The organism is Devosia epidermidihirudinis, from assembly GCF_000971295.1.
Taxonomy (GTDB): domain Bacteria; phylum Pseudomonadota; class Alphaproteobacteria; order Rhizobiales; family Devosiaceae; genus Devosia; species Devosia epidermidihirudinis.
Genome location: NZ_LANJ01000011.1, coordinates 573,705 through 595,229, shown reverse-complemented (window position 1 = coordinate 595,229; position 21,525 = coordinate 573,705). Strand labels below are relative to the sequence as shown.

At 61.7% G+C, this 21,525-nt stretch carries 20 protein-coding genes; 12 read left to right on the top strand and 8 right to left on the bottom strand.

Annotation, left to right across the window (positions count from 1 at the left end; all coding sequences use genetic code 11):
• The first annotated feature begins 73 nt into the window (after positions 1-73).
• The 11 genes from guaB (at position 74) to WH87_RS06050 (ending at position 12,595) form a co-directional block, all read left to right on the top strand.
• Positions 74-1,576, top strand: coding sequence for an IMP dehydrogenase (guaB, locus tag WH87_RS06100; protein WP_046138059.1), 1,503 nt, complete (start codon positions 74-76; stop codon positions 1,574-1,576).
• Between the two features lie 475 nt (positions 1,577-2,051).
• The gene (locus WH87_RS06095) at positions 2,052-2,480 is read left to right on the top strand and encodes an MAPEG family protein (protein WP_046138060.1); all 429 of its coding nucleotides are present in this window, start codon (positions 2,052-2,054) and stop codon (positions 2,478-2,480) included.
• A gap of 12 nt (positions 2,481-2,492) precedes the next feature.
• The gene (locus WH87_RS06090) at positions 2,493-3,785 is read left to right on the top strand and encodes an RsmB/NOP family class I SAM-dependent RNA methyltransferase (RefSeq protein WP_046138061.1); all 1,293 of its coding nucleotides are present in this window, start codon (positions 2,493-2,495) and stop codon (positions 3,783-3,785) included.
• On the top strand, positions 3,782-4,171 hold the full coding sequence (locus tag WH87_RS06085; RefSeq protein ID WP_046138062.1) for a hypothetical protein: 390 nt from the start codon (positions 3,782-3,784) through the stop codon (positions 4,169-4,171). The genes WH87_RS06090 and WH87_RS06085 overlap by 4 nt, the downstream gene beginning before the upstream one ends.
• A gap of 64 nt (positions 4,172-4,235) precedes the next feature.
• A complete protein-coding gene (locus WH87_RS06080; RefSeq protein WP_082092517.1) occupies positions 4,236-4,721 on the top strand; it encodes a TspO/MBR family protein in 486 nt (161 codons plus the stop codon).
• 90 nt (positions 4,722-4,811) lie between these two features.
• Positions 4,812-6,380 (top strand): glutamine-hydrolyzing GMP synthase, encoded by a 1,569-nt coding sequence (gene guaA / locus WH87_RS06075; protein ID WP_046138063.1) that lies wholly within the window; start codon positions 4,812-4,814, stop codon positions 6,378-6,380.
• A 146-nt stretch (positions 6,381-6,526) separates the two neighbouring features.
• Positions 6,527-7,726 (top strand): low temperature requirement protein A, encoded by a 1,200-nt coding sequence (locus tag WH87_RS06070; protein WP_046138064.1) that lies wholly within the window; start codon positions 6,527-6,529, stop codon positions 7,724-7,726.
• A gap of 120 nt (positions 7,727-7,846) precedes the next feature.
• The gene (locus WH87_RS06065) at positions 7,847-8,644 is read left to right on the top strand and encodes a tetratricopeptide repeat protein (protein ID WP_052726271.1); all 798 of its coding nucleotides are present in this window, start codon (positions 7,847-7,849) and stop codon (positions 8,642-8,644) included.
• Positions 8,645-8,681: 37 nt separating this feature from the next.
• Positions 8,682-10,139: a ribosome biogenesis GTPase Der gene (gene der / locus WH87_RS06060; protein ID WP_046138065.1), complete on the top strand. Its 1,458-nt coding sequence runs from the start codon at positions 8,682-8,684 to the stop codon at positions 10,137-10,139.
• A 152-nt stretch (positions 10,140-10,291) separates the two neighbouring features.
• Positions 10,292-11,554 carry a hemolysin family protein gene (locus WH87_RS06055; protein ID WP_046138584.1) on the top strand — a complete coding sequence of 421 codons (1,263 nt, stop codon included), beginning with the start codon at positions 10,292-10,294 and terminating at the stop codon, positions 11,552-11,554.
• 81 nt (positions 11,555-11,635) lie between these two features.
• Positions 11,636-12,595 carry an ABC transporter substrate-binding protein gene (locus WH87_RS06050; RefSeq protein ID WP_197410735.1) on the top strand — a complete coding sequence of 320 codons (960 nt, stop codon included), beginning with the start codon at positions 11,636-11,638 and terminating at the stop codon, positions 12,593-12,595.
• Between the two features lie 77 nt (positions 12,596-12,672).
• On the opposite strand, the gene WH87_RS06045 is transcribed toward WH87_RS06050, so the two are convergent.
• The 6 genes from WH87_RS06045 to WH87_RS06020 form a co-directional block, all read right to left on the bottom strand.
• Entirely contained in the window at positions 12,673-13,422 is a 750-nt protein-coding gene (locus WH87_RS06045; protein ID WP_046138067.1) for an SDR family NAD(P)-dependent oxidoreductase, read from the bottom strand.
• Positions 13,422-14,921 (bottom strand): amidophosphoribosyltransferase, encoded by a 1,500-nt coding sequence (gene purF, locus WH87_RS06040; RefSeq protein WP_046138068.1) that lies wholly within the window; start codon positions 14,919-14,921, stop codon positions 13,422-13,424. The genes WH87_RS06045 and purF overlap by 1 nt, the downstream gene beginning before the upstream one ends.
• Before the next feature lie 156 nt (positions 14,922-15,077).
• Positions 15,078-15,689, bottom strand: coding sequence for a CvpA family protein (locus WH87_RS06035; RefSeq protein ID WP_046138069.1), 612 nt, complete (start codon positions 15,687-15,689; stop codon positions 15,078-15,080).
• A gap of 129 nt (positions 15,690-15,818) precedes the next feature.
• The gene (gene radA / locus WH87_RS06030) at positions 15,819-17,219 is read right to left on the bottom strand and encodes a DNA repair protein RadA (RefSeq protein WP_046138070.1); all 1,401 of its coding nucleotides are present in this window, start codon (positions 17,217-17,219) and stop codon (positions 15,819-15,821) included.
• Between the two features lie 9 nt (positions 17,220-17,228).
• A complete protein-coding gene (locus WH87_RS06025; protein ID WP_046138071.1) occupies positions 17,229-17,765 on the bottom strand; it encodes a DUF1697 domain-containing protein in 537 nt (178 codons plus the stop codon).
• An 81-nt stretch (positions 17,766-17,846) separates the two neighbouring features.
• Complete coding sequence (locus WH87_RS06020; protein WP_245622307.1) at positions 17,847-18,236, bottom strand: winged helix-turn-helix transcriptional regulator; 390 nt, start codon at positions 18,234-18,236, stop codon at positions 17,847-17,849.
• A gap of 110 nt (positions 18,237-18,346) precedes the next feature.
• On the opposite strand from WH87_RS06020, the gene WH87_RS06015 reads away from it, so the two are divergent.
• The gene (locus WH87_RS06015) at positions 18,347-18,739 is read left to right on the top strand and encodes a nuclear transport factor 2 family protein (protein ID WP_046138073.1); all 393 of its coding nucleotides are present in this window, start codon (positions 18,347-18,349) and stop codon (positions 18,737-18,739) included.
• 87 nt (positions 18,740-18,826) lie between these two features.
• Here the strand turns inward: WH87_RS06015 and alr are convergent, their stop codons facing one another.
• Positions 18,827-19,957, bottom strand: coding sequence for an alanine racemase (gene alr, locus WH87_RS06010; RefSeq protein WP_046138074.1), 1,131 nt, complete (start codon positions 19,955-19,957; stop codon positions 18,827-18,829).
• A gap of 2 nt (positions 19,958-19,959) precedes the next feature.
• Positions 19,960-21,444: a replicative DNA helicase gene (locus tag WH87_RS06005; RefSeq protein ID WP_046138075.1), complete on the bottom strand. Its 1,485-nt coding sequence runs from the start codon at positions 21,442-21,444 to the stop codon at positions 19,960-19,962.
• Between the last annotated feature and the right edge of the window lie 81 nt (positions 21,445-21,525).

The following is a 21,525-nucleotide window of genomic DNA, read 5'->3' as shown; positions in this document are numbered from 1 at the left end:
ACCCGGCGCAATGCTCGTCCGGTTCAAACTCCAATCATCTCTGTGTCACACAGAAGGCAGGAAGGGTCTGGCCTTGGCGAAGATTATTACCACTATCACTGGCGACGCAGCGCTCACCTTTGACGACGTGCTGCTGCAGCCTGCCAGCTCCGACGTTCTGCCGGGCGAAACCGATATCGCGACCTATGTCACCAAGGACATCGCGCTGAACCTGCCGATTATTTCCTCGGCGATGGACACCGTCACCGAAAGCGCCATGGCGATTGCCATGGCCCAGGCTGGTGGCCTTGGTGTGATCCACAAGAACCTCACTGCCGAGCAGCAGGCCGAGCAGGTCCGCATGGTCAAGTCGTTTGAAAGCGGCATGGTCATCAACCCCATCACCATCGGCCCCGACGCCACGCTGGCCGACGCGCTTGCCCTGATGCAGCTCAACCGGATCTCGGGCATTCCCGTCGTTGAAAACGGCGGCAAGGGTGGTCGCGCCATCGGCAAGCTGGTGGGCATTCTCACCAACCGTGACGTGCGCTTCGCCTCCAATCCGGGCCAGCGCATTGCCGAGCTGATGACCCATGAAAACCTCGTCACTGTGCGTGACGGCGTTTCCAAGGACGAAGCCAAGGTGCTGCTACACAAACACCGCATTGAAAAGCTGCTGGTGATCGACGCTGACGGCCGCTGCACCGGCCTGATCACCGTCAAGGACATCGAAAAGGCTCAGCTGAACCCGAACGCCGTCAAGGATGCGCAGGGTCGCCTCCGCGTTGCTGCTGCTTCCACCGTTGGTGACGCTGGCTTTGAGCGTTCGCTACAGCTGATCGACGCTGGCGTTGACCTGCTGGTTATCGACACGGCCCACGGCCACTCCGTGCGCGTTGCCGAAGCCGTTGAGCGCGTCAAGCGCGAGAGCAATTCCACCCGCATCGTCGCCGGTAACGTCGCAACCGCCGAAGCCGTCAAGGCACTGGTTGGCGCTGGCGCTGACTCGGTCAAGGTCGGCATCGGCCCAGGCTCGATCTGCACCACGCGCATCGTCGCCGGTGTTGGCGTTCCTCAGCTCGCAGCTGTCATGGCCTGTGCCGAAGAAGGCGCAAAGACCGGCACGCCAGTGATCGCTGACGGCGGAATCAAATTCTCCGGCGACATGGCTAAGGCACTGGCCGGTGGCGCTTCTTGCGTCATGGTCGGTTCGCTTCTGGCCGGCACCGACGAAAGCCCCGGCGAGGTCTATCTCTACCAGGGCCGCTCCTACAAATCCTACCGTGGCATGGGCTCGGTCGGTGCCATGGGCTCGGGCTCGGCTGACCGCTACTTCCAGCAGGACGTGCGCGATCAGATGAAGCTGGTGCCTGAAGGCATCGAAGGCCAGGTGCCCTACAAGGGTGCTGCTGGCGCTGTGTTGCATCAGCTCGCGGGCGGGCTGCGTGCCTCCATGGGTTATACCGGCGCGCACAACCTGCAGGAGTTCCGCGACAACTCCGTGTTCGTGAAGATCTCCGGCGCGGCACTCAGCGAAAGCCATGTGCACGACGTGACGATTACGCGCGAAGCTCCGAACTATCGCAGCGGTCGGTAGGTAGGGGCGTTCGGACAACCGAACACGCAGTCGTCAACCCTCCCCCTTGTGGGGAGGGAAGCGAGACAGGACTTAGCGTGCTAAGTCCGTGATCGAGCAGGGTGGGGGTATCTCTCCACGAGACCGGTGCGTGCTGCCACCCCCACCTTGATCCCTCCCCGCAAGGGGGAGGGTGTCGACTGACAGGCTGGGTTCCAGAGCCGGTGTGCGCGCACAGATCGTCACCTTCGGGACCAGCCACAAGTGAAGAACCCTCGGGTCAAGCCCGAGGGTGACGAGCGGTGGGTGGGGGGATTAAGCCGTCCCCCACAGACCTCATGGTGAGCTTGTCGAACCACGAGGTCGAGCGAGTGGAACGTCCAGTGCCACGGCCTCGTCCTTCGACAGGCTCAGGATGAGGTCTACTGAACCATCGCTGGAACTGATTCCACGTCAAAGACTTAGCCCCACAGGTTGATTCTGTTCTGGAGCTTTCATGTATCCGCTCGTCACCAAACTGCTGATCCTTGCCGTTGCCGCACAAGTGATGCTGAGCATCGTTCTGCTGTTGTGGCTGGGCCGGGAGCGGGTGCCGCGGGTGATGTCGGGTGAGATTGCGGCCGAGGACATTGCGGTGGACCGCACTGCGTACCCACTCAAGGCGCGGCTGCTGTCGAACAATTTCGACAATCAGTTCCAGCTGCCCGTGTTGTTCTATGTGGTGGCGCTGCTGGCGCTGTGGAGCGGTGGCACGAACTGGGTTGAGGTGATCCTAGCCTGGCTGTTCGTGGCGCTGCGCTTTGGCCATACGGCGATCCATGTCACCACCAATCGCCTCGATAGTCGTTTTGCCGTATTCACCGCCGGACTTGCGGTGCTGGGTGTCCTCTGGCTATTGGTCCTCCTGCGTATCCTCCTATCCTGAGTATTGTGTCCCATGCGTCTTCCCGGTCGCCTCTCCGCCGCTATTGAAGTTCTGACCGATGTGGAAACCCGCAAGCGCCCGGTGTCCGAGGCGCTGAAGGCCTGGGGCCTGAACAATCGCTTTGCCGGGGCAGGCGACCGCGCCGCCATCGGCAATCTGGTTTATGACGCGCTGCGTCGTCGCTCGTCGCATGCTGCGCTGATGGGCAGCGACACGCCACGCGCGCTGGTGTTGGCCGTTGCGGTACGCGACTGGAATGAAGACCCGGCAGCGCTGAGTGAAAGCTTTGCCACCGACAATCACGCGCCCGCGCCACTGACTGAAGAAGAGCTGGAGCGCGCAGTTGGTCAGCTGCCTGATGGCACGCCCGGCCACATCCTTGCCGATTTCCCCGAATGGCTGACACCATCGCTGGAACGCGCGTTCGGCGACAACTGGATTGCCGAAGGGCAGGACATGTCGGGTCGGCCATCGCTCGACCTGCGCGTCAACACGCTGAAGTCGAGCCGCGAGCGGGTGATGAAGTCGCTGGCGCGGTTCAATCCGGCCGAGACAAAGTTTTCGCCTAATGGCGTCACCATGCCCGCCGGTCCGCGCGATGCGCGCACGCCCAATGTCACGACGGACGAGGGCTATCTCAAGGGTTGGTTTGAAGTGCAGGATCAGGGCAGCCAGCTGGTGGCCGGCCTCGCCAACGCCAAGCCGGGCGAGCAGGTGCTCGACCTCTGCGCAGGGGCCGGGGGCAAGACGCTCGCGCTGGCGGCTGTGATGGGCAACAAGGGCCAGATCTTCGCCTATGACAGCGATCGCAACCGCCTTGCGCCGATCTATGATCGCCTCAAGCGTAACGGCGCGCGCAATGTGCAGGTCCGCGCCCCGCAGCCCGATGCGCTGGAAGATCTCGTTGGCAAGATGGATCGTGTCGTCATCGATGCCCCATGCACCGGCACCGGCACGTGGCGTCGTCGCCCCGATACCAAGTGGAAGTTGACGCCCGAATTGCTGGCGCAGCGTGTCGGCGAGCAGGCTGCGATCCTCGCGGATGCCGCGCGCTATCTCAAGCCGGGCGGCACGCTGGTCTACATCACCTGTTCCATCCTGCCCGAAGAGAACGACGATCAGGTCGTCGCCTTCATCAAGGCCAATCCGGATTTCGCCTCGGTGAACCCGGCAGAGCTGTGGCAGTCGGCCTTCGGCACCGCGTTCCCGGCTGACACCGAGACGGAGCAAGGTGGCATTGCGCTGACCCCGCGCCTCACCGGCACGGACGGTTTCTATATCAACGCACTGCGCCGCTCGGCATGAGCCTCGACAACGAACCATCCTCGATCTCGCCCTGGGCCTTCGGGCTCGGCGCAGTCGTGATTGTCGGCGCGGCGATGGCGGCGATCTGGTTCGCCTTCCCGGGTCCAGACACCAAGCTCAGGCTCGTTGCGCCATCGGGCCATGCCGCGCTGGAATTGGGCGAGCTTTGTCCGGATGGCGGTTGCAGCCGGGTGGCGATCTTTGAGACCGCTGCCGAAGATGGCACGCCGTTGCGCACGGGTTGCCCGCTCGATCTGCCCGGGAACACGCCGCTGTTTGCCTCGGTCATCCCAACCTGGGCGCCTGACGAATCCAGCGTCAAAATTGCGTATGCGGCGGGGGAGAGCATCACCTTCCGCAAGGCTGACTGTACGATTACGCAGTGAAGTGAACCGATTGGTCACCTGATGCGTTGTCAGATCAATACGCACTCAATCTGGCTGTCCATCGATGACCTATGCATCTCTCGCGGATTACCGCACACCTCGACCGTGGATCACGCTCGCAATCTTTCTGGTTGTCGTCATTGGTGTCGGCGGGCTGATCGGCACCCAGTCCACCCCCGGCGCCTGGTATGAAGGCCTCAACAAGCCGCCATTCAATCCACCCAACTGGATCTTTGGACCGGTCTGGTTCACGCTTTATGTGATGATCGCCGTGGCCGGCTGGCGCATCTACATGATCTCACCGTCCGCTACGGCCATGAAGGTCTGGTACGCCCAGATGGCGCTGAACTTCATGTGGTCGCCCATATGGTTCATCGCGCACCTGATCTGGCCGGCCTTCGCCGTGATCGCCGTCATTTTGGCCCTGATCGTGACGTTTATCGTTCTGGCCCGCAAACTCGACCCCATCGCGGCCTGGCTGTTTGTACCCTATCTTGTTTGGGTGGGCTTTGCGTCGTTGCTCAACCTGTCGATCGGCATCCTGAACTAGGGTAGGGCGGGGATCGGCAGGTGTGGGTATCAACCCAGCCTTGCAAAGCAGAGTCTTGCGGAATCCGTTACTGAGCGGTATGGCCACGCCATGACCAGCCAAGACACTGCCGCCCCCGACGCAATCCTTATCGTGGACTTCGGTTCGCAGGTCACTCAGCTGATCGCGCGCCGCATCCGTGAAACAGGCGTTTATTGCGAAATCCATCCCTTCCAGAGCGCCGGCGCTGCCATGGCTGCTCTCAAGCCAAAGGGGGTCGTCCTTTCGGGCGGCCCAGCCTCGACGCTGGATGCGAACGCACCAACCATTGACCCAGCCATTCTCGATGCAGGCGTGCCAATCCTCGGCATTTGCTATGGCCAGCAGGCTCTCTGCATGGCGCTGGGTGGCCGCGTTGAAGCCGGCCACCACCGCGAGTTCGGTCGTGCAGAAGTCAAGGTGCAGAAGAATTCGGCTCTGTCCGATGGCGTTTGGGAGCTTGGCTCAGAACACCAGGTGTGGATGAGCCATGGCGACCGCGTCGTCGCGCTGCCAGAGGGCTTTGAAGTCGTCGGCACCTCGGCCAATGCGCCGTTCGCCATGATCGCCAACGAAGCCCGCCGCATCTGGGCCGTGCAGTTCCACCCCGAAGTGGTGCACACCCCCGATGGCGCCAAGCTCTATGCGAACTTCGTCCACAACATCTGTGGCGTTGCGTCCAACTGGACCATGTCGGCCTATCGCAGCAAGATGATCGAAAAGATCCGTGCGCAGGTCGGCACCGGCCGCGTCATCTGCGGTCTGTCCGGTGGCGTGGATTCTTCGGTCGCAGCTGTGCTGATCCACGAAGCAGTCGGCGATCAGCTGACCTGTATCTACGTCGACCACGGTCTGATGCGCCTCAATGAGAGCGAGCAGGTCGTCACCATGTTCCGCGACCAGTACAATATCCCGCTGGTGCATGTGGACGCGTCCGAAGTGTTCCTGCGTGAGCTGGACGGTCAGTCCGACCCCGAGACCAAGCGCAAGATCATCGGTCGCCTGTTCATCGAGACCTTCGAAGCGGAAGCCAAGAAGCTCGGCGGCGCCAATTTCCTCGCTCAGGGCACGCTCTATCCAGACGTTATCGAGTCGGTGTCGTTCACCGGCGGTCCATCGGTCACCATCAAGAGCCACCACAATGTGGGCGGTCTACCCGAGCGCATGAACATGCAGCTCGTCGAGCCGCTGCGTGAGCTGTTCAAGGACGAAGTGCGCGTCCTTGGTCGCGAGCTGGGTTTGCCCGAAAGCTTTATCGGCCGCCATCCATTCCCCGGTCCGGGTCTGGCGATCCGCTGCCCAGGCGGTATCACGCCTGAAAAGCTGGATATCCTGCGCCAGGCCGACGCCATCTATCTCGACGAAATCCGCAAGTCGGGTCAGTACGACAAGATCTGGCAGGCCTTCGCTGTGCTGCTGCCGGTCCAGACCGTTGGCGTGATGGGCGATGGTCGCACCTACGAGTTCGTCTGCGCCCTGCGCGCGGTGACCTCGGTGGATGGCATGACCGCAGACTTCTACCAGTTCGACATGAACTTCCTCGGCAAGACCGCAACCCGCATCATCAACGAAGTGCGTGGCATCAACCGTGTCGTTTATGACGTGACCAGCAAGCCCCCCGGCACGATCGAGTGGGAATAAGGGGAGGCGGTGGTTTCACCGCTCCTCCGGTGTGTTTGACCTGCTTCTCGAACATCTTCGAGAACAGTTGACCGGCGCAGAATGGCAGTAGAGAGTGGGGCATTACTTGAAGTAGGCCCCGCGATCCCTAGTGCCATGTAGGCGATATGACCGATCAGCATGCCCTCAGCCATCCTCTCCTCCGCCGTCGCGAGGGGCATCATGCCCGTGTGACGTACGAGGAACTCTTCTTCGACCTCGTCTATGTCTTTGCGGTGACGCAGCTCAGCCACGAGCTGCTGCACAACCTGACAGCATTGGGCGTTCTTGAAACGCTCATTCTGTGGTTCGCCGTTTGGCTGGGCTGGCAGTATACCTGTTGGGTCACCAACTGGTTCGATCCCGAAACGCCGCGCATACGCGGGCTGATCTTCACGATCATGCTGCTCGGTCTGGTCATGACTTCGGCCATTCCGGAGGCATTTGGTGAGCGCGGCTGGGTATTCGCGCTGGCCTATGTGGCCATCCAGGTGGGCCGAACCGGGTTTATCGCTCTGCAACTGGGCAGGCATCACCCACTCGCGGCCAATTACCGGCGCATGCTGGCGTGGGTTTCCGTTTCGGCGGTGTTCTGGATTGCCGGTGCCTTCGTCGAGCACGAAGCGCGTATGATTCTGTGGGCCATTGCGATCCTCTGCGAATATGGATCGCCGATGATGGGCTTTGCCTTCCCCGGCCTAGGCCGCTCTATCACCAAAGACTGGACTATCGAGGGCGGCCACCTGGCCGAACGCTGCCAGCTCTTCGTTATCGTGGCGCTGGGCGAAACCTTGCTGGCCACGGGCGCGATGCTGACCGAGGCGCATCCTTGGGACCTGCCGATCATTTCGGCGCTTCTGGCAACCTTCCTTGGTACCTTGGCCATGTGGTGGCTGTATTTTGGCACTTCGAGCAAAGACGCGACGGACGCCATAACCGGCTCAAGTGACCCGGGCCGCATCGGCGCCAATTTCCACTATGTCCACGCCGTTCTGGTGGCGGGCGTTATTGCGACCGCAGTCGGCAATGATCTGGTCATGGTGCACCCGAACGAGATGCTGGCTCTGCCTCAGGTGCTGATCCTGCTGGGTGGGCCGGCTATCTACCTGATCGGGAGCGCAATCTACAAGCGCGTGGTTTACGGCGGCGTTCCGCTGTCTCACGTCGCAGGGGTTGTCGTGCTGGCGGCACTGTTCCCAGTTGCCTTCAACGTCAATCTGCTTGTTATGGGTTGGCTGACGACAGCTGTATTGCTGGCTGTGGGTATCTGGGAAGGGCTGGCCTTACGCCGTCGACGGGGAAGTATCGCCGAGGCTGCCGCGCACTAGAGCGGGGTATAAGCCAGTCTTTGTTTCAGTCCTGGGGGTAGAGGGGCGGCGATGCATTTGCATTAGCCGGACAGCGTGCTAAACGTGCGGCCAATTCACGTTCCGACCCTTAGGCAGGCCATGTCCCAGGACAACATTTTTCGCGAAGTCGACGAAGAGCTGCGCAGCGATCGTATGCGCTCGTTCTGGCGTCGGTTTGCCCCCTATGTAATCGGCGCTGCCGTTGCCGTTGTTGCCCTTGTGGCGGTCAACGAGGGCTGGACCTGGTACCATTCCAACAATGCCGCCCAGTCTTCGGACGAACTCTACAAGGCGTTCGATCTGGTTGATGGCAATGACCTGCCAGCCGCTCAGGCTCAGCTCGACAAGCTGATTGCCGATGGTTCAGGCAGCTATCCAGCGCTTGCCGAGTTCCGCAAGGCCGGTGTTCTGGCCCGCGAAGGCCAGCCGACCGAAGCTGTTGCAGCCTATGATGCGCTGGCAAACTCGCAGTCCAACCCACGCCTGCGTGAGCTGGCACTCGTGCTCGCCGGTAATATCCTCGTCGACAACGGCACGCTTGCCGATGTTCAGGCTCGCGTTGAAAGTGTCGCCGTCGAAGGTAGCCCGCTGCGCAACGTGGCGCGGGAGGCACTCGGTCTGGCTCAGTACAAGGCCGGCGACTTTGCGGCCGCCCAGAAGAGCTTTGATTCTGTTCTCAACGACCCAATGACCCAGAGCAATGTGCGCAATCGCATGGGTTACTACCTTGCCCAGCTGCTCGCTCAGGGCGAAATCACCCAGCCAGAACCAGTCCCGAACGCCGCCGCTGCTGCGGCCGACGCGATTGACCAGATTGTCAGCGACGAAACGCCTGCGACCGCTCCGGCTGCAGAAGCGCCAGTTGCTACCCCCGAGGCTCAGCCGGCCGCTCAATAGCGGTCGTCTGCCCCTCGCCTGATCGGAACGATTTATCATGACCGTCACCGTTGCCATTGTCGGTCGCCCGAATGTCGGCAAATCTACCCTCTTCAACCGCCTCGTCGGCCGCAAGATTGCGCTCGTCGATGATACGCCCGGCGTGACCCGCGACCGGCGCGAGGCTGAAGGCCGCATCGCCGACCTGACTTTCCGTATTCTCGACACCGCCGGCTATGAGGACGTCAAAGACGGTAGCCTCGAAGACCGTATGCGTCAGCAGACCGAGCTGGCCATCCGTGAAGCTGACGTAATCCTGTTCATGATCGACGCCCGCGCTGGCGTGGTGCCGCTCGATCAGCGCTTTGCCCAGGTCCTGCGCAAGGCGGGCAAGGATGTGCATCTCGTCGGCAACAAGGCCGAAAGCGGTGCTGCCGAGGCCGGCCTCGTCGAGGCATTCAAGCTCGGCTTTGGCGAAGCCATTGCGCTCTCGGCTGAACACGGCCTTGGCCTGTCCGAGCTGTACTCCATTGTCTCCGCTGCCATCGATAAGGCTGCTGCAGAAGCTGAGGCAAAAGCGGGCGACATCGCCGATCTCGATGCGCTGCCTGAGGTTGATGTCGATATCACCGAGGACATGCTGGAAGGCGAGGGCGATGAAGCTACGCTCCGCTGGAACCCCAAGCGTTTCCTCAACGTCGCCATTGTCGGCCGTCCCAATGCGGGCAAGTCGACGCTGATCAACCGCATGGTTGGCGAAGAGCGCGTGCTGGTTGGCCCGGAAGCTGGCATCACCCGCGATTCCATCCTCGTTCCATGGGAATGGGATGGCCGCGTGATCAACCTGGTGGATACCGCCGGTATCCGCCGCCGCTCGCGCGTCACCGAAAAGCTGGAAAAGCTGGCCGTGGGCGATAGCCTGCGCTCGATCCAGTATGCGGAAGTCGTCGTGCTCATGCTCGACGCTACCATCCCGTTCGAAAAGCAGGATCTGGCGCTGGCCGATCTGGTCGAGCGCGAAGGTCGTGCCCTCGTCATCGCCCTCAACAAATGGGACCTGATCGAGGACAAGAACGAGACGCTCAAGGTGCTGCGCGAAGAGTGCGATCGCCTGCTGCCACAGCTGCGCGGCGTTCCACTGGTGACCCTGTCGGGTCTGACCGGCAAGAACATCGACAAGCTGATGGACGCGATCTTCAAGATCGAACGCAGCTGGAATGCGCACGTTTCGACGGCACGTCTCAACCGTTGGCTGGCGGGCATGGTCGAGGGGCATCCGCCTCCGGCAGTGTCGGGCCGTCGCCTCAAGCTGCGCTACATGACGCAGGCCAAGACGCGGCCACCGAGCTTCATCCTGTTCGCCTCGCGTCCGGATGTGTTGCCCACGTCGTATCAACGTTACCTGGTGAACGGCCTGCGCGAAGCCTTTGATATCAAGGGCACTCCGATCCGTCTTTGGGTCCGGGCTGGCGGCAATAACCCCTACGACGACAAGACTAAGCGCCGTCTGGGTTAATCGCCCGGGCCGCCCTTTTCGGGGGCGGGCGCAGTATTTTGTTAACACCCATGGCGCAGCCACGGGCTTTACCTCTATATTGCGCCTGTCCAAAGCGACCCGATGCTGAGTGCGGGGCCGCATTTCATGAAAACACCTTGTTCGTAGAAATTCTGATCGTCGTCGTCCTGACCATCGTCAATGGCCTCCTGGCCATGTCTGAGTTGGCAGTTGTTTCCGCTCGTCCTGCGCGTCTGCGCAATATGGCTGACCAAGGCAATACCGGTGCCGCCGTCGCCCTCCGACTGGCCGAAGACCCCGGCAAGTTTCTCTCCTCCGTCCAGATTGGCATTACCCTGGTGGGTATCCTGTCGGGCGCCTTCTCGGGCGCCACGCTGGGCCTGCGTCTCACCGAATGGCTGCGCGAACTGGGCGTTGCCGGCAGTGTCGCCGACGTGCTGGGCGTGGGTATCGTCGTTGTTCTCATCACCTATATTTCGTTGATCCTGGGCGAACTGGTGCCCAAGCAGATCGCTCTGCGTGATGCTGAAAGCGTCGCTTCGCGCGTGGCGCCAGCGATGAAGCTGCTGGCCGCCATCGGCTCGCCCATCGTCTGGCTGCTGGACGTGTCCGGCAAGTTCGTGCTGCGCCTTCTGGGCCAGAGCGGCGAGACCGAAGAGAAGGTCACCGAAGAAGAGGTCAAGACCATCATCGCCGAGGCCACTACGGCCGGCGTGTTCGAGAGCGACGAGCACTCGATGATCTCAGGCGTCATGCGCCTCGCCGACCGTTCGGCTCGTGGCCTGATGACACCGCGTCTCGACGTGGATGTGGTTGATCTGAGCGATGACAGCTCGGAAATCCGCAAGGTGATCCTGGGTACGCACCGCTCGCGCCTGCTGGTGCAGGACGGGGATTCGGACTCGATTATCGGCGTTGTCGCCATCAAGGATATCATCGGCGTCTTCGCCAATGGCCAGCCGCTTGATCTGCGCAAGTTCGTGCAGCAGGTGCCGGTGGTGATGGACCATGCCGATGCGCTCGATGTCGTGCGCGCCATCCGGAACTCCACCGTGCACATGGCTCTGGTGGTGGACGAATATGGCCACTTCGAAGGTATCGTGACCTCGGGTGACATTCTCGAGGTGATCACCGGCGTGTTCCAGGAAGAAACGGGTGATGATCCCGCGCTGGTCAAGCGTGAGGACGGCTCCTATCTTGTGGCCGGCTGGATGCCCGTCGACGAGTTCAGCGAACGCCTGAAGCTCCACATCCCCAAGGATGCCAAGTTCGAGACGGTGGCGGGCTATGTGCTATCCATCATCAATCGCCTGCCAGCCGTGGGCGAAACCTTCGAACATGATGGCTGGAAGTTCGAAGTGGTGGATCTCGATGGTCGCCGTATCGACAAGGTGCTGATGACCAAGCTTGCCTAACCGCCAACGTTGACGCGGCAAACGCCACCGACTATTAGCTCCAATAACATGATCGTAAGTATCATATTATTGGAGCATCCCATGTCGCGTCAGCTTCTCCCACTCTCGCTTTCCCGCCGCCACCTCTTGCTGGGCGCAGTCGCAGCGGGTGTCGCGCTGGCCATGCCTGCCTATGCGCAGGAAGCCCGTGAGGTTGAGCACGCGCTAGGCAAGGCGATCATCACCAAGAAACCGACCCGTGTTCTGGTGCTCTCCGACTTCACCGATCTTGAATATGTCCTCGCGCTCGGCGTCACCCCTGTGGGCTATGGCTTTACCGGCTCGTGGGGCCGTGGTGGCCTGCCATGGCAATCGGCTGCTGCGGACGTCCCTCAATTGCCGCTGGTGGACACGGTAGCCTCGCCAGAGGTGGTTGCTGGCTTTGAGCCTGACCTCATCATCGGCATGAAGACCTATATCGAACGCGTGCAGTCCCAGCTTGAGGGCATAGCACCCGTCATCGCGCTCGATTGGAGCACGCCATGGCGCAACGGCCTGCGCCTCGTCGCCTCGGCACTGTTCGAGGACGAACGGGTGGAAGCGGCCATCGCTGAAACTGAAGCCCTGATGGCCGATACGGCCAGGTCACTCGATGGCCTGGGCGGCAAGAAGATCATGGTTGGCTCGATGTATGGCGAAACGCTCTATGTGATCGGCGCTGGCCCGATGGCCACCCAGTTCGCCGAGCTTGGCCTCACCTTCGTACCCGCGCCCAATGCCTCCGATAGTGGCCTCGCCGAATACTCGATGGAGAATGTCGATATCCTGCAGCAGGCGGACATCCTGATGTCGTTCACCAATGACGCTGAAGGCACTGAGCGCCTTGAGACCTTTGCGCCGTTCCAGCGCCTGCCTGCGGTCGCGGGCAATGCCTACATTCCGCTCGGCACCCTGACCGGCACCGCCTTCGCCGACAATTTTAGCCCGCTCAGCGCCAAATGGGTGCTGCCGCGTCTGGCGGCCCTGTTGACGGATGCGGCGGCAGGAAAAGCCGCGCGCTAATGCCGGTTACGGCTCAACCAAAAAGGCCACCCGATCTGATCGGGTGGCCTTTGCATTTGGTGGAAGCGTACGCTCTCTTAGATGTCGCTGAACACGCCAGTCGTCACGTCGAACAGGCGGCCAGTCTCGGTCAAAGCTGGGCTGATCATATCCACCAGCTTGGGCGCGATATCGGCGGGCGTTGGCAGCGTGTTTGGATCTTCACCGGGCATCGCCTTGGCGCGCATAGCAGTGCGCACCGAGCCGGGATAGAACACGTTGACGCGGACCTTGGTCTGGCTAACTTCGGCCGAATAGGACTTTGCCATGGCATCGACCGCGGCCTTGCTGGCGGCATAGAGCCCCCAGAACGGGCGGGCCGACTTTGCGGAAGACGAGGACACGAACACGGCGCGACCAGCCACAGCCTGACGCAGCAGCAGGTCAGTCGAACGCAGCAGGCGATAGTTCGCCGTCACGTTGATCGCCATGACTTTCTCGAAGTCTTCCGGCTTCACATGGGGAAGGGGGCTGAGCACGCCGAGCTGACCGGCATTGGCGATCAGGCCATCGAGAGCACCCCAGCGCTCAAAGATTGCCGCGCCGAGGCGGTCGATCGCGTCGCCATCGCGCAGGTCCAGCGGGACCAGCGTCGTGGACGAGCCCAGATCCTGAATGGCATCGTCGAGCTCTTCCAGCCCGCCCACGGTGCGCGCAACGGCGACAACATGGGCGCCGCGACGTGCGGCTTCGATAGCGGCGGCATAGCCAATACCGCGCGAAGCGCCCGTGACGAGAATGACCTTGCCGGCCAGATCAGGAGCGGTTGCGTCTTGCGTTCCAGCCATTAACCGGCCTCTTTCAGCAGGGAAACATGTTTCGGCTCGTTCTTGGCGCGGCCGTTCAGATCGGTCAACTGCGTCGGATAGTCGCCCGTAAAATAGTGGTCGGTAAACTGCGGCGCGGATGGATTGCGCTTCTCGCCGCCAACCGCCTGATAGAGGCCATCAATCGACAGGAAGCCCAGCGAATCCGCGCCAATGAACTTACACATGGACTCCAGGTCCTTGTGCTGATTGGCCAGCAGCTTCTCCGGATCGGGCGTGTCGATGCCGTAATAGTCCGAATAATAGATCATCGGGCTGGCGACGCGGATATGCACCTCGGTGGCGCCCGCATCGCGCATCATCTGCACGATTTTGAGCGAGGTGGTGCCACGAACGATGGAATCGTCGATCAGCACCACGCGCTTGCCTTCGATCTCGGCGCGGTTGGCCGAGTGCTTGAGCTTGACGCCAAAGGCCCGAATGGACTGGGTCGGCTCAATGAAGGTGCGGCCCACATAGTGGTTGCGGATAATGCCCAGTTCGAACGGAATGCCGCTCGCCTGCGCAAAGCCGATAGCCGCTGGCGTGCCGCCATCGGGAACGGGAACAACGACGTCAGCCTCGACCGGGCATTCCTTGGCCAGGTTGATACCGGCATGCTTGCGGGCAGCGTAGACGCTGCGGCCAGCCACGACCGAGTCAGGGCGGGCAAAATAGACATATTCGAACAGGCATGGACGCTGTGGCGCCGGACGGGCGGCCTTGCGTTCCTCGATCTGGATCGAGCCATCGGGCTGCAGTTCGCAGATGATGACTTCGCCATTTTCGACGTCGCGGATGTATTTGGCGCCGATAATGTCGAGCGCGCAGGTTTCCGAGCAGAAGATCGGCTTGCCATCGAGCTCACCCATCACCAGCGGGCGAATGCCGATGGGGTCGCGCGCCGCGATCAGCTTGGTGCGCGTCATGGCGAGCATGGCGTAGCCACCTTCCATCTGACGGATCGCGTCGATGAAACGGTCGGTGGTGGAGGAGTGGCGCGAGCGTGCCACCAGATGCAGCACAACTTCGGTGTCCGAAGTGGACTGGCAGATGGCGCCGGTGGCGATGATCTGGCGGCGCAGCGTCAGACCGTTGGTGAAGTTGCCGTTATGGGCAATGGCGATGCCGCCAACCTCAAGCTCGGCGAACAGCGGCTGCACATTGCGCAGGGCCACTTCGCCGGTGGTTGAATACCGGGTGTGGCCGATGGCAATCGAGCCGGGCAGCTTGGCCAGCAGGGCAGGGTCGGTATAGTGGTCGCCCACCAGACCCATGCGCTTTTCGGTATAGAACTGGCGGCCGTCAAAGCTGACGATCCCCGCTGCTTCCTGGCCGCGATGCTGCAGCGCGTGCAGGCCAAGGGCGGTCAGCGTCGACGCGTCCTCATGCCCTAAAATGCCAAACACGCCGCACTCTTCATGCAGCGTGTCGCTTTCAAGATCGAAATCGTCGCTCGGATGGTTCACCGGGCTCTCCATGCCAATACTGCCTCAACCGCAGGACTGCGTGCCGCGCAAGCGGCCGGGCCGAATGTAGGGTGTCTGCTGCACCCAATAGCCCATTTTCGTGCCAGGACCAATGCCAAGCGAACTGGTCAGGCTTGTGGCGAGCGGAGACCGCTCACCAGATTGTCATCAGGTGCGAGGCTGGATCGGCTGGCCGAGCGTGCTGTCTTCGGTCGAGTCCGTGCCCTCGTCGACCGGAGCAGGAGGCGCATCTGGATCTTCGGTAAGACCAGTGCCGCCCTTGAGAATTTCAGTGACCTGCTGCTCAAGGCCATCTGGCAGCATGGAAATGAGCGAGTTGCCCATGTTCTGTAGATGCGGCAGCGTCTGTGAGTCTTTTGCCCAGCTTGGCAGGTTGTTTGGCAGCAGCCATGTGCCGAAAATCGTGATCACGATGGCGATCAGCACGCCGCGCAGGACGCCAAACACGAAGCCGAGAGTGCGATCGATTGGCCCGATGCGGCTGTCGACGACGAAATCGGCGATTCGCATGGTCAGCAGATGCAGGACGATCAGGGCGACGATGAATGTCACGACCACGGTGGCAATATTGGCCACCAGTTCTTCCTTGATGTACTGCTGCGCAATCTCGGGGTGGTACAGGTACATGTAGACGGCAATGGCCGCCGAACCTGCCCAGGTAGCCAGCGAAAGCACTTCGCGCGTGAGACCACGTGCGGTTGCCAGGATCGCTGAGATCAGCACCAGAACACCAACACCAACGTCAAATGCTGTCAGCATATTGTTTTCGCCCGCTCCAGTTGCCGCCCCGGCTTGTTGCGCTCCGTTTAGCCGCTTTGTGTCCCCATGCCAAGGGTAGCAGGCCTCTCAGATGTCGTTCTCTTTACAAACTGTTAACATGTCGCCCCGCTACCACTCATCGCGCTGTGGTTCGCGCGGCTTGCCATTGGCAGCAATTCTGCCAACCAATTCGGACAGTAGGGCGAACTCCGACACTTCCAACCCGCTATTGCGGTCGGCATTGCTGAGGCGCCCCGTCGACACGGCCTTGAACCCCAGCTTCTGCGCTTCACGCAGGCGCAGCGAGCCATGCACCACTGGCCGCACACCGCCTGCCAGCGAGATTTCGCCGAAATAGACGGAGTCGGAGGGCAGGGGCGAACTGGTGAGCGAGGAAATCAGCGCCGCAGCTACGGCTAGGTCGGCCGCTGGCTCGTTGATCTTGAGGCCGCCCGCGACGTTCAAATAGATGTCATTGGCGCCAATGCGCACGCCGCAGCGCGTTTCGAGCACGGCCAGCACCATAGAGAGGCGCGAGGTATCCCAGCCGATCACCGCGCGGCGCGGCGTGCCGAGTGGGGATGGCGACACCAGCGCCTGAATTTCGATGAGGATAGGGCGCGTGCCCTCCATGCCAGCGAACACGGCCGAACCAGCCGCGCCCTCGTCGCGCTGATCGAGGAACAGCGCCGACGGATTGGCGACCTGCTCAAGGCCAAGCTCCGTCATGGCGAAGACGCCGATTTCGTCGGTCGCGCCATAGCGGTTCTTGACGCCGCGCAGAATGCGGAAGGTGTGGCTGGTGTCGCCCTCAAAGTAGAGCACGGCATCGACCATGTGCTCGACCACGCGGGGGCCTGCGATCTGGCCGTCTTTGGTGACGTGGCCCACCAGCACGACCGCCGCGCCGCTCTTTTTGGCAAAGCGCGTCAGCGCCTGCGCCGAGGTGCGTACCTGAGTTACCGTGCCCGGGGCGCTGTCCACGCGGTCGGTCCACAGCGTCTGGATCGAGTCGATGATGACGAGATCGGGCGGGGGACCACTTTCGAGCGTGGCGAGGATGATCTCGACATTGGTTTCCGCCGCCAGCAGCACTGGTGCATCGCCAAGGCCAAGCCGCTGCGCACGCAGCCGCACCTGGGCTACTGCCTCCTCGCCCGATACGTAGACGACGCGCTTGCCCAGATTGGCTAGGGCCGCTGCTGACTGCAGCAGCAGCGTCGACTTGCCGATGCCGGGGTCGCCGCCCACCAGCAGTGCCGAACCCATAACGAAGCCGCCACCAGTCACCCGGTCGAGTTCGGCTATGCCGGTTACGACGCGTGCGGCGCTCTCGGTTTCGCCCGAGAGGGGCACCAGATTGGCGGGGCGACCGCCGGCCTTGGCCGATTTCGGACCCGCGCCAACGCCGCTACCGGTCAGCTCTTCGACAATGGTGTTCCAGTCACCGCAGGAATCACAGCGCCCCTGCCAGCGGACATAAACCGCGCCACAGCCCTGACAGATGAAAGATGATCGCGATTTGGCCAAGACGCTTCCTCAATTCTCGCGGGCGGCGGCACGTTCTGCCAGCCCCCGCACTGTGTTCCAGTTCCGCGCAGTCGCTACGCCGGACAGTTTCTCGATACGGCCCGGCAACCGCGAAGCCGAGGCCCCGCCGTGGTAATCCACCACCAGATGCTGCGCGACGATGCGAATGTGCTCCGGCCCGGTGAAGCTGTTCACCCAATCGAGCCGGGGATGTTCGTCCGCAAAGAAGTAGGCGGCAACGTCGCTGGGATGCTGCGCCGTCGCCTCGGGGAATGGGTTGGCGGCGCAGAGCGCCTGCATGTCTGTCGCAGTTCGGACGAAAGCTTTGTTGGCGGAGCCAAGGCCTAGGCCCGTGATGATCTGCTCCATGCGTGCCGCGACCTCGGATGCAGTGCCGTCAGCGTCCACGATCATGTTGCCGGTTGCCACATAGGTCTGGGGATTGCGAAAGCCCGCCGCTTCCGTCGCGTCGCGCCATTGTGCCATCGACATCACCTTGTGAGTGACCGGCCCTATGGCTCTGAGCAGGACGACAAAAACGGCCATCGCAGTTCCTTGTGCGCGGATGGTTTGGCAATAGCGCACATGGTCGGGCAGGGCAAGAACAAATGAAGAACTGCGCGGGTGCTACTCGGCCTCGGGCCGAGCGTCATAGGTCTGCTGGCTGGCCAGTACGACCTCGATATTGCTCTCGGACCAGACGCGCAGGCTCTCCACGATCCCGGCCAGCGATTGACCGAGTGGGGTCAAGGTATATTCGACCTTGGGCGGGACGCTTGCGTAGACGCGGCGGCTGACAATGCCGTCACGCTCCAGCGAGCGCAGCGTCTGCGTCAGCATTTTCTGCGACACGCCTTCGATCGATTTGCGCATTTCGCCAAAGCGCCGCGTGCCGCCATTGAGCAGGCCAATCACCAGCACGGCCCACTTGTCCGCGATGCAATCCAGCACCTGCCGGGTGGGGCAGGTAGCTTTGTATACGTCCCAGGCGGGATGCTGCTTAGTCTCAATGGTCACCATTGGGTACCTATATAACGAACGGGTGCTTACTTGCAACGCATTGTGCAAGGCTCTAGCCCAACACCAAGCAGGCAAAGGCCTGTTCCCGCTTTTATGGAGCCGTTCACATGAGCAAAGAAAACATCGATATCGTCGCCCGCTATTTCGCCGCCGTTGCTGCTGGCGATCTGGAAACCGTTGGCCGCCTGTTGGCCGATGACCTAGTCTGGCATCAGCCGGGGCAGGGTAGCCTGTCGGGCACGCATACGGGCAAGGGCGCGGTATTCGCGCTGCTCGGCGGCTTTATGGAGCGCAGCGCCGGCAGCTTCCGCATCGACCATGTCGGGACACTGATGGCCAATGGCGATCTGGTTTCGGCCAGCATTCACTTCGCGGCGGAAAGCGGCACAAAGACCATGGCGATGAATGGCGTCGACCTGCTGCGCGTCGCTGGTGGTCAGATCGCCGAGGTCTGGTTGTTCTCTGAAGATCAGCCAGCCGAAGACGCGTTCTGGGGGTAATGCTCCCGGCCGTATCCCAATTTGGTGTCATCCCGGCTCAGGGCCGGGGTGACGTTGGGTGGAATGGGGCTCGCTGGGCGTGCCCAATCACTCTGGGGGCAGGTTACCGTCGCCGACGTAGTTGCGGTTGTAGCGGCCCTTGAGCGAGGTCAGGATCTCGTAGCCCACGGTGCCCGCGGCGTCTGCCTGATCATCGATGCTGATATGGGGCCCAAGGATTTCCGCGGCCTCGCCGGGATTGGGAACGTCGTGGCCCAGCTCGGTAATATCTACTGTGATCTGATCCATCGAGACGCGACCGACTACCGGGCACAGCTTGCCCCGGATCGCCACTTTGCCACCGGGGCGGCTGTTGGACGATGACAGCGAGCGGAAGAAGCCGTCCGCATAGCCGTGACCAACGACGGCCAGACGGCTGTCCCGGGACAGCGAATAGCCCGCGCCATAGCCGACTGTCTCGCCGGTGCGCGCTTCCTTCACCTGAAGGATCGGCACATGCAGGGTCACAACTGGCGCCATAGGGTTTTTGCGACCGTTGACCGCGCGACCGCCATAAAGCGCGATGCCCGGACGGACCATCTGGAAGTGATAGTCCCGCCCCGTCATCAAGCCTGCCGAATTGGAGAGCGAAGCGGGGATACCGGGGAACTGCGCCATCACCGAGCCGAACAGCGCCAGTTGGGTGCGGTTCTTTTCGTGGTTCGGTTGATCGGCGCACGCCAGGTGGCTCATGATCATCTGTGGCGAATAGCCCAGCGTCTGCAGGCGCTCGCGCACCAGCGGTGCCTCGTTCAGCCGGAAGCCGAAGCGGTTCATGCCAGTGTCGAAGTGCAGCGCAGCCGGATAGGCCTCGTTGCGCTCAAGGCACTTGGCGAGCCACTCTTCCAGCATCGCCATCGACGAGAGTACAGGCATCAGGTTCTGCCGAACGTAAAGATTGGCAGCGCCGGGATAGAGCCCGTTGAGAATGAAGATGTGTGCATCGGGCACTGCAGCGCGAACCGCCATGCCTTCGTCCGGTGTCGCCGCAAAGAAGAAGCGTGCGCCAGCGGCGTAGAGCGCCTTGCTGGCCATGGAAATGCCGGTGCCATAGGCATCGGCCTTCACCACAGCAGCCGTCAACGCGCCCGCACTCACTTGGTCGAGTGCGCGCCAGTTGCGAGCCAGTGCCCCCAGATCGATACTCAGTTGCCCGCCCAGGCCAGACGTCAGCGCCATGCCTATTCCATGCGTTCCGGAAGGTAATCGGCGCGGGCGAGGTTACCAAAGCGCGTGTATTGCGCTTCAAAGCTCAGCTGCACGGTGCCTGTCGGTCCGTGACGTTGCTTTGCGATAATCACTTCTGCCTTGCCGTGCACCTGTTCCATTTCACCCTGCCAGGTCATGTGCTCTGGCGTGCCCTCTTTGGGCTCTTTGTTCTTCAGATAGTACTCTTCGCGATAAACGAACAGCACCACGTCAGCGTCCTGCTCGATAGAACCCGATTCGCGCAAATCTGAAAGTTGTGGATGCTTGTCGTCGCGGTTCTCAACCTGACGCGACAGCTGGGACAGCGCAATCACCGGCACTTCGAGTTCCTTGGCGAGCGCCTTCAGGGTCGTGGTGATTTCGGTCAGTTCCTGCACACGGTTCTGGCTGGAGGCCTTGGACGAGCCCGACAGCAGCTGCAAATAGTCCACGATGATGCAGTCGAGGCCCTTTTGACGCTTGAGGCGTCGGGCACGCGCGGCGAGCTGAGCAACGCTGATACCGCCGGTATCGTCGATGTAGAGCGGCAGCTTGCTCATCATGTTGGATACATCGACCAGCTTGGAAAACTGGCTGTCGTGAATACGGCCACGGCGAATGTCCGATGACGACACTTCGGCCTGCTCGGCCAGAATACGGGTGGCCAGCTGTTCGGAACTCATTTCGAGGCTGAAGAAGCCGACGACGCCACCATTGGTGGTCTTCTGATGGCCATCCGCCTGAACTTCGCTGGTCCAGGCCTTGGCGATGTTGAACGCGATATTGGTGACGAGGGATGTCTTGCCCATGGCGGGACGACCAGCCAGCACGATCAAGTCCGAACGCTGCAGGCCACCCATCTGACGATCCATATCGTCGAGGCCGGTGGAAATACCCGACAGACCGCCATCGCGCTGAAAGGCTTCGCCTGCCATCTGGATCGAGGCACTGAGGGCAGAGCCGAAGTTCTGGAAGCCACCGTCATAGCGGCCCTTTTCGGCGAGCTGAAACAGTTCGCCTTCGACCTTTTCGATCTGCTTATTCGGCGTCATCTCGACGTCCGATTCGTAAGCGACCTGAACCATCTCCTCGCCGACGAGAATCAGGTTCCGGCGAATCGCCAGATCGTAAATCGACTGGCCATAGTCGCCCGCGTTGATGACGGTTGTCGCTTCTGCCGCGAGGCGAGCCAGGTATTGCGCCATCGTCATGTTAGGCAGCAGCTGGTCGGGCAGGTGGGTCTTGATGGTGGTGGGATCCGCCGACTTGCCGGCGCGGATGATTTTGCCCGCCAACTCATAGATGTCGCGGTGAATCGGCTCGTAGAAGTGGATCGGCTCCAAAAAGTCAGCCACGCGATAGAACGCGTCATTGTTGATCAGAATCGCGCCCAGCAGAGCCTGTTCGGCTTCCACGTTGTGTGGAGCGAGCCGGAACGACTTTTCTTCTGTCGGGTGTAGCCTTGCGATCTCAGCCATGAATGCCTCGGTGAAGGAGTTAACCTTTCTTAACCACGCAGGGTGGGCAAGAGTCTCGGCGTACCGGGCCAAGGTTAATAC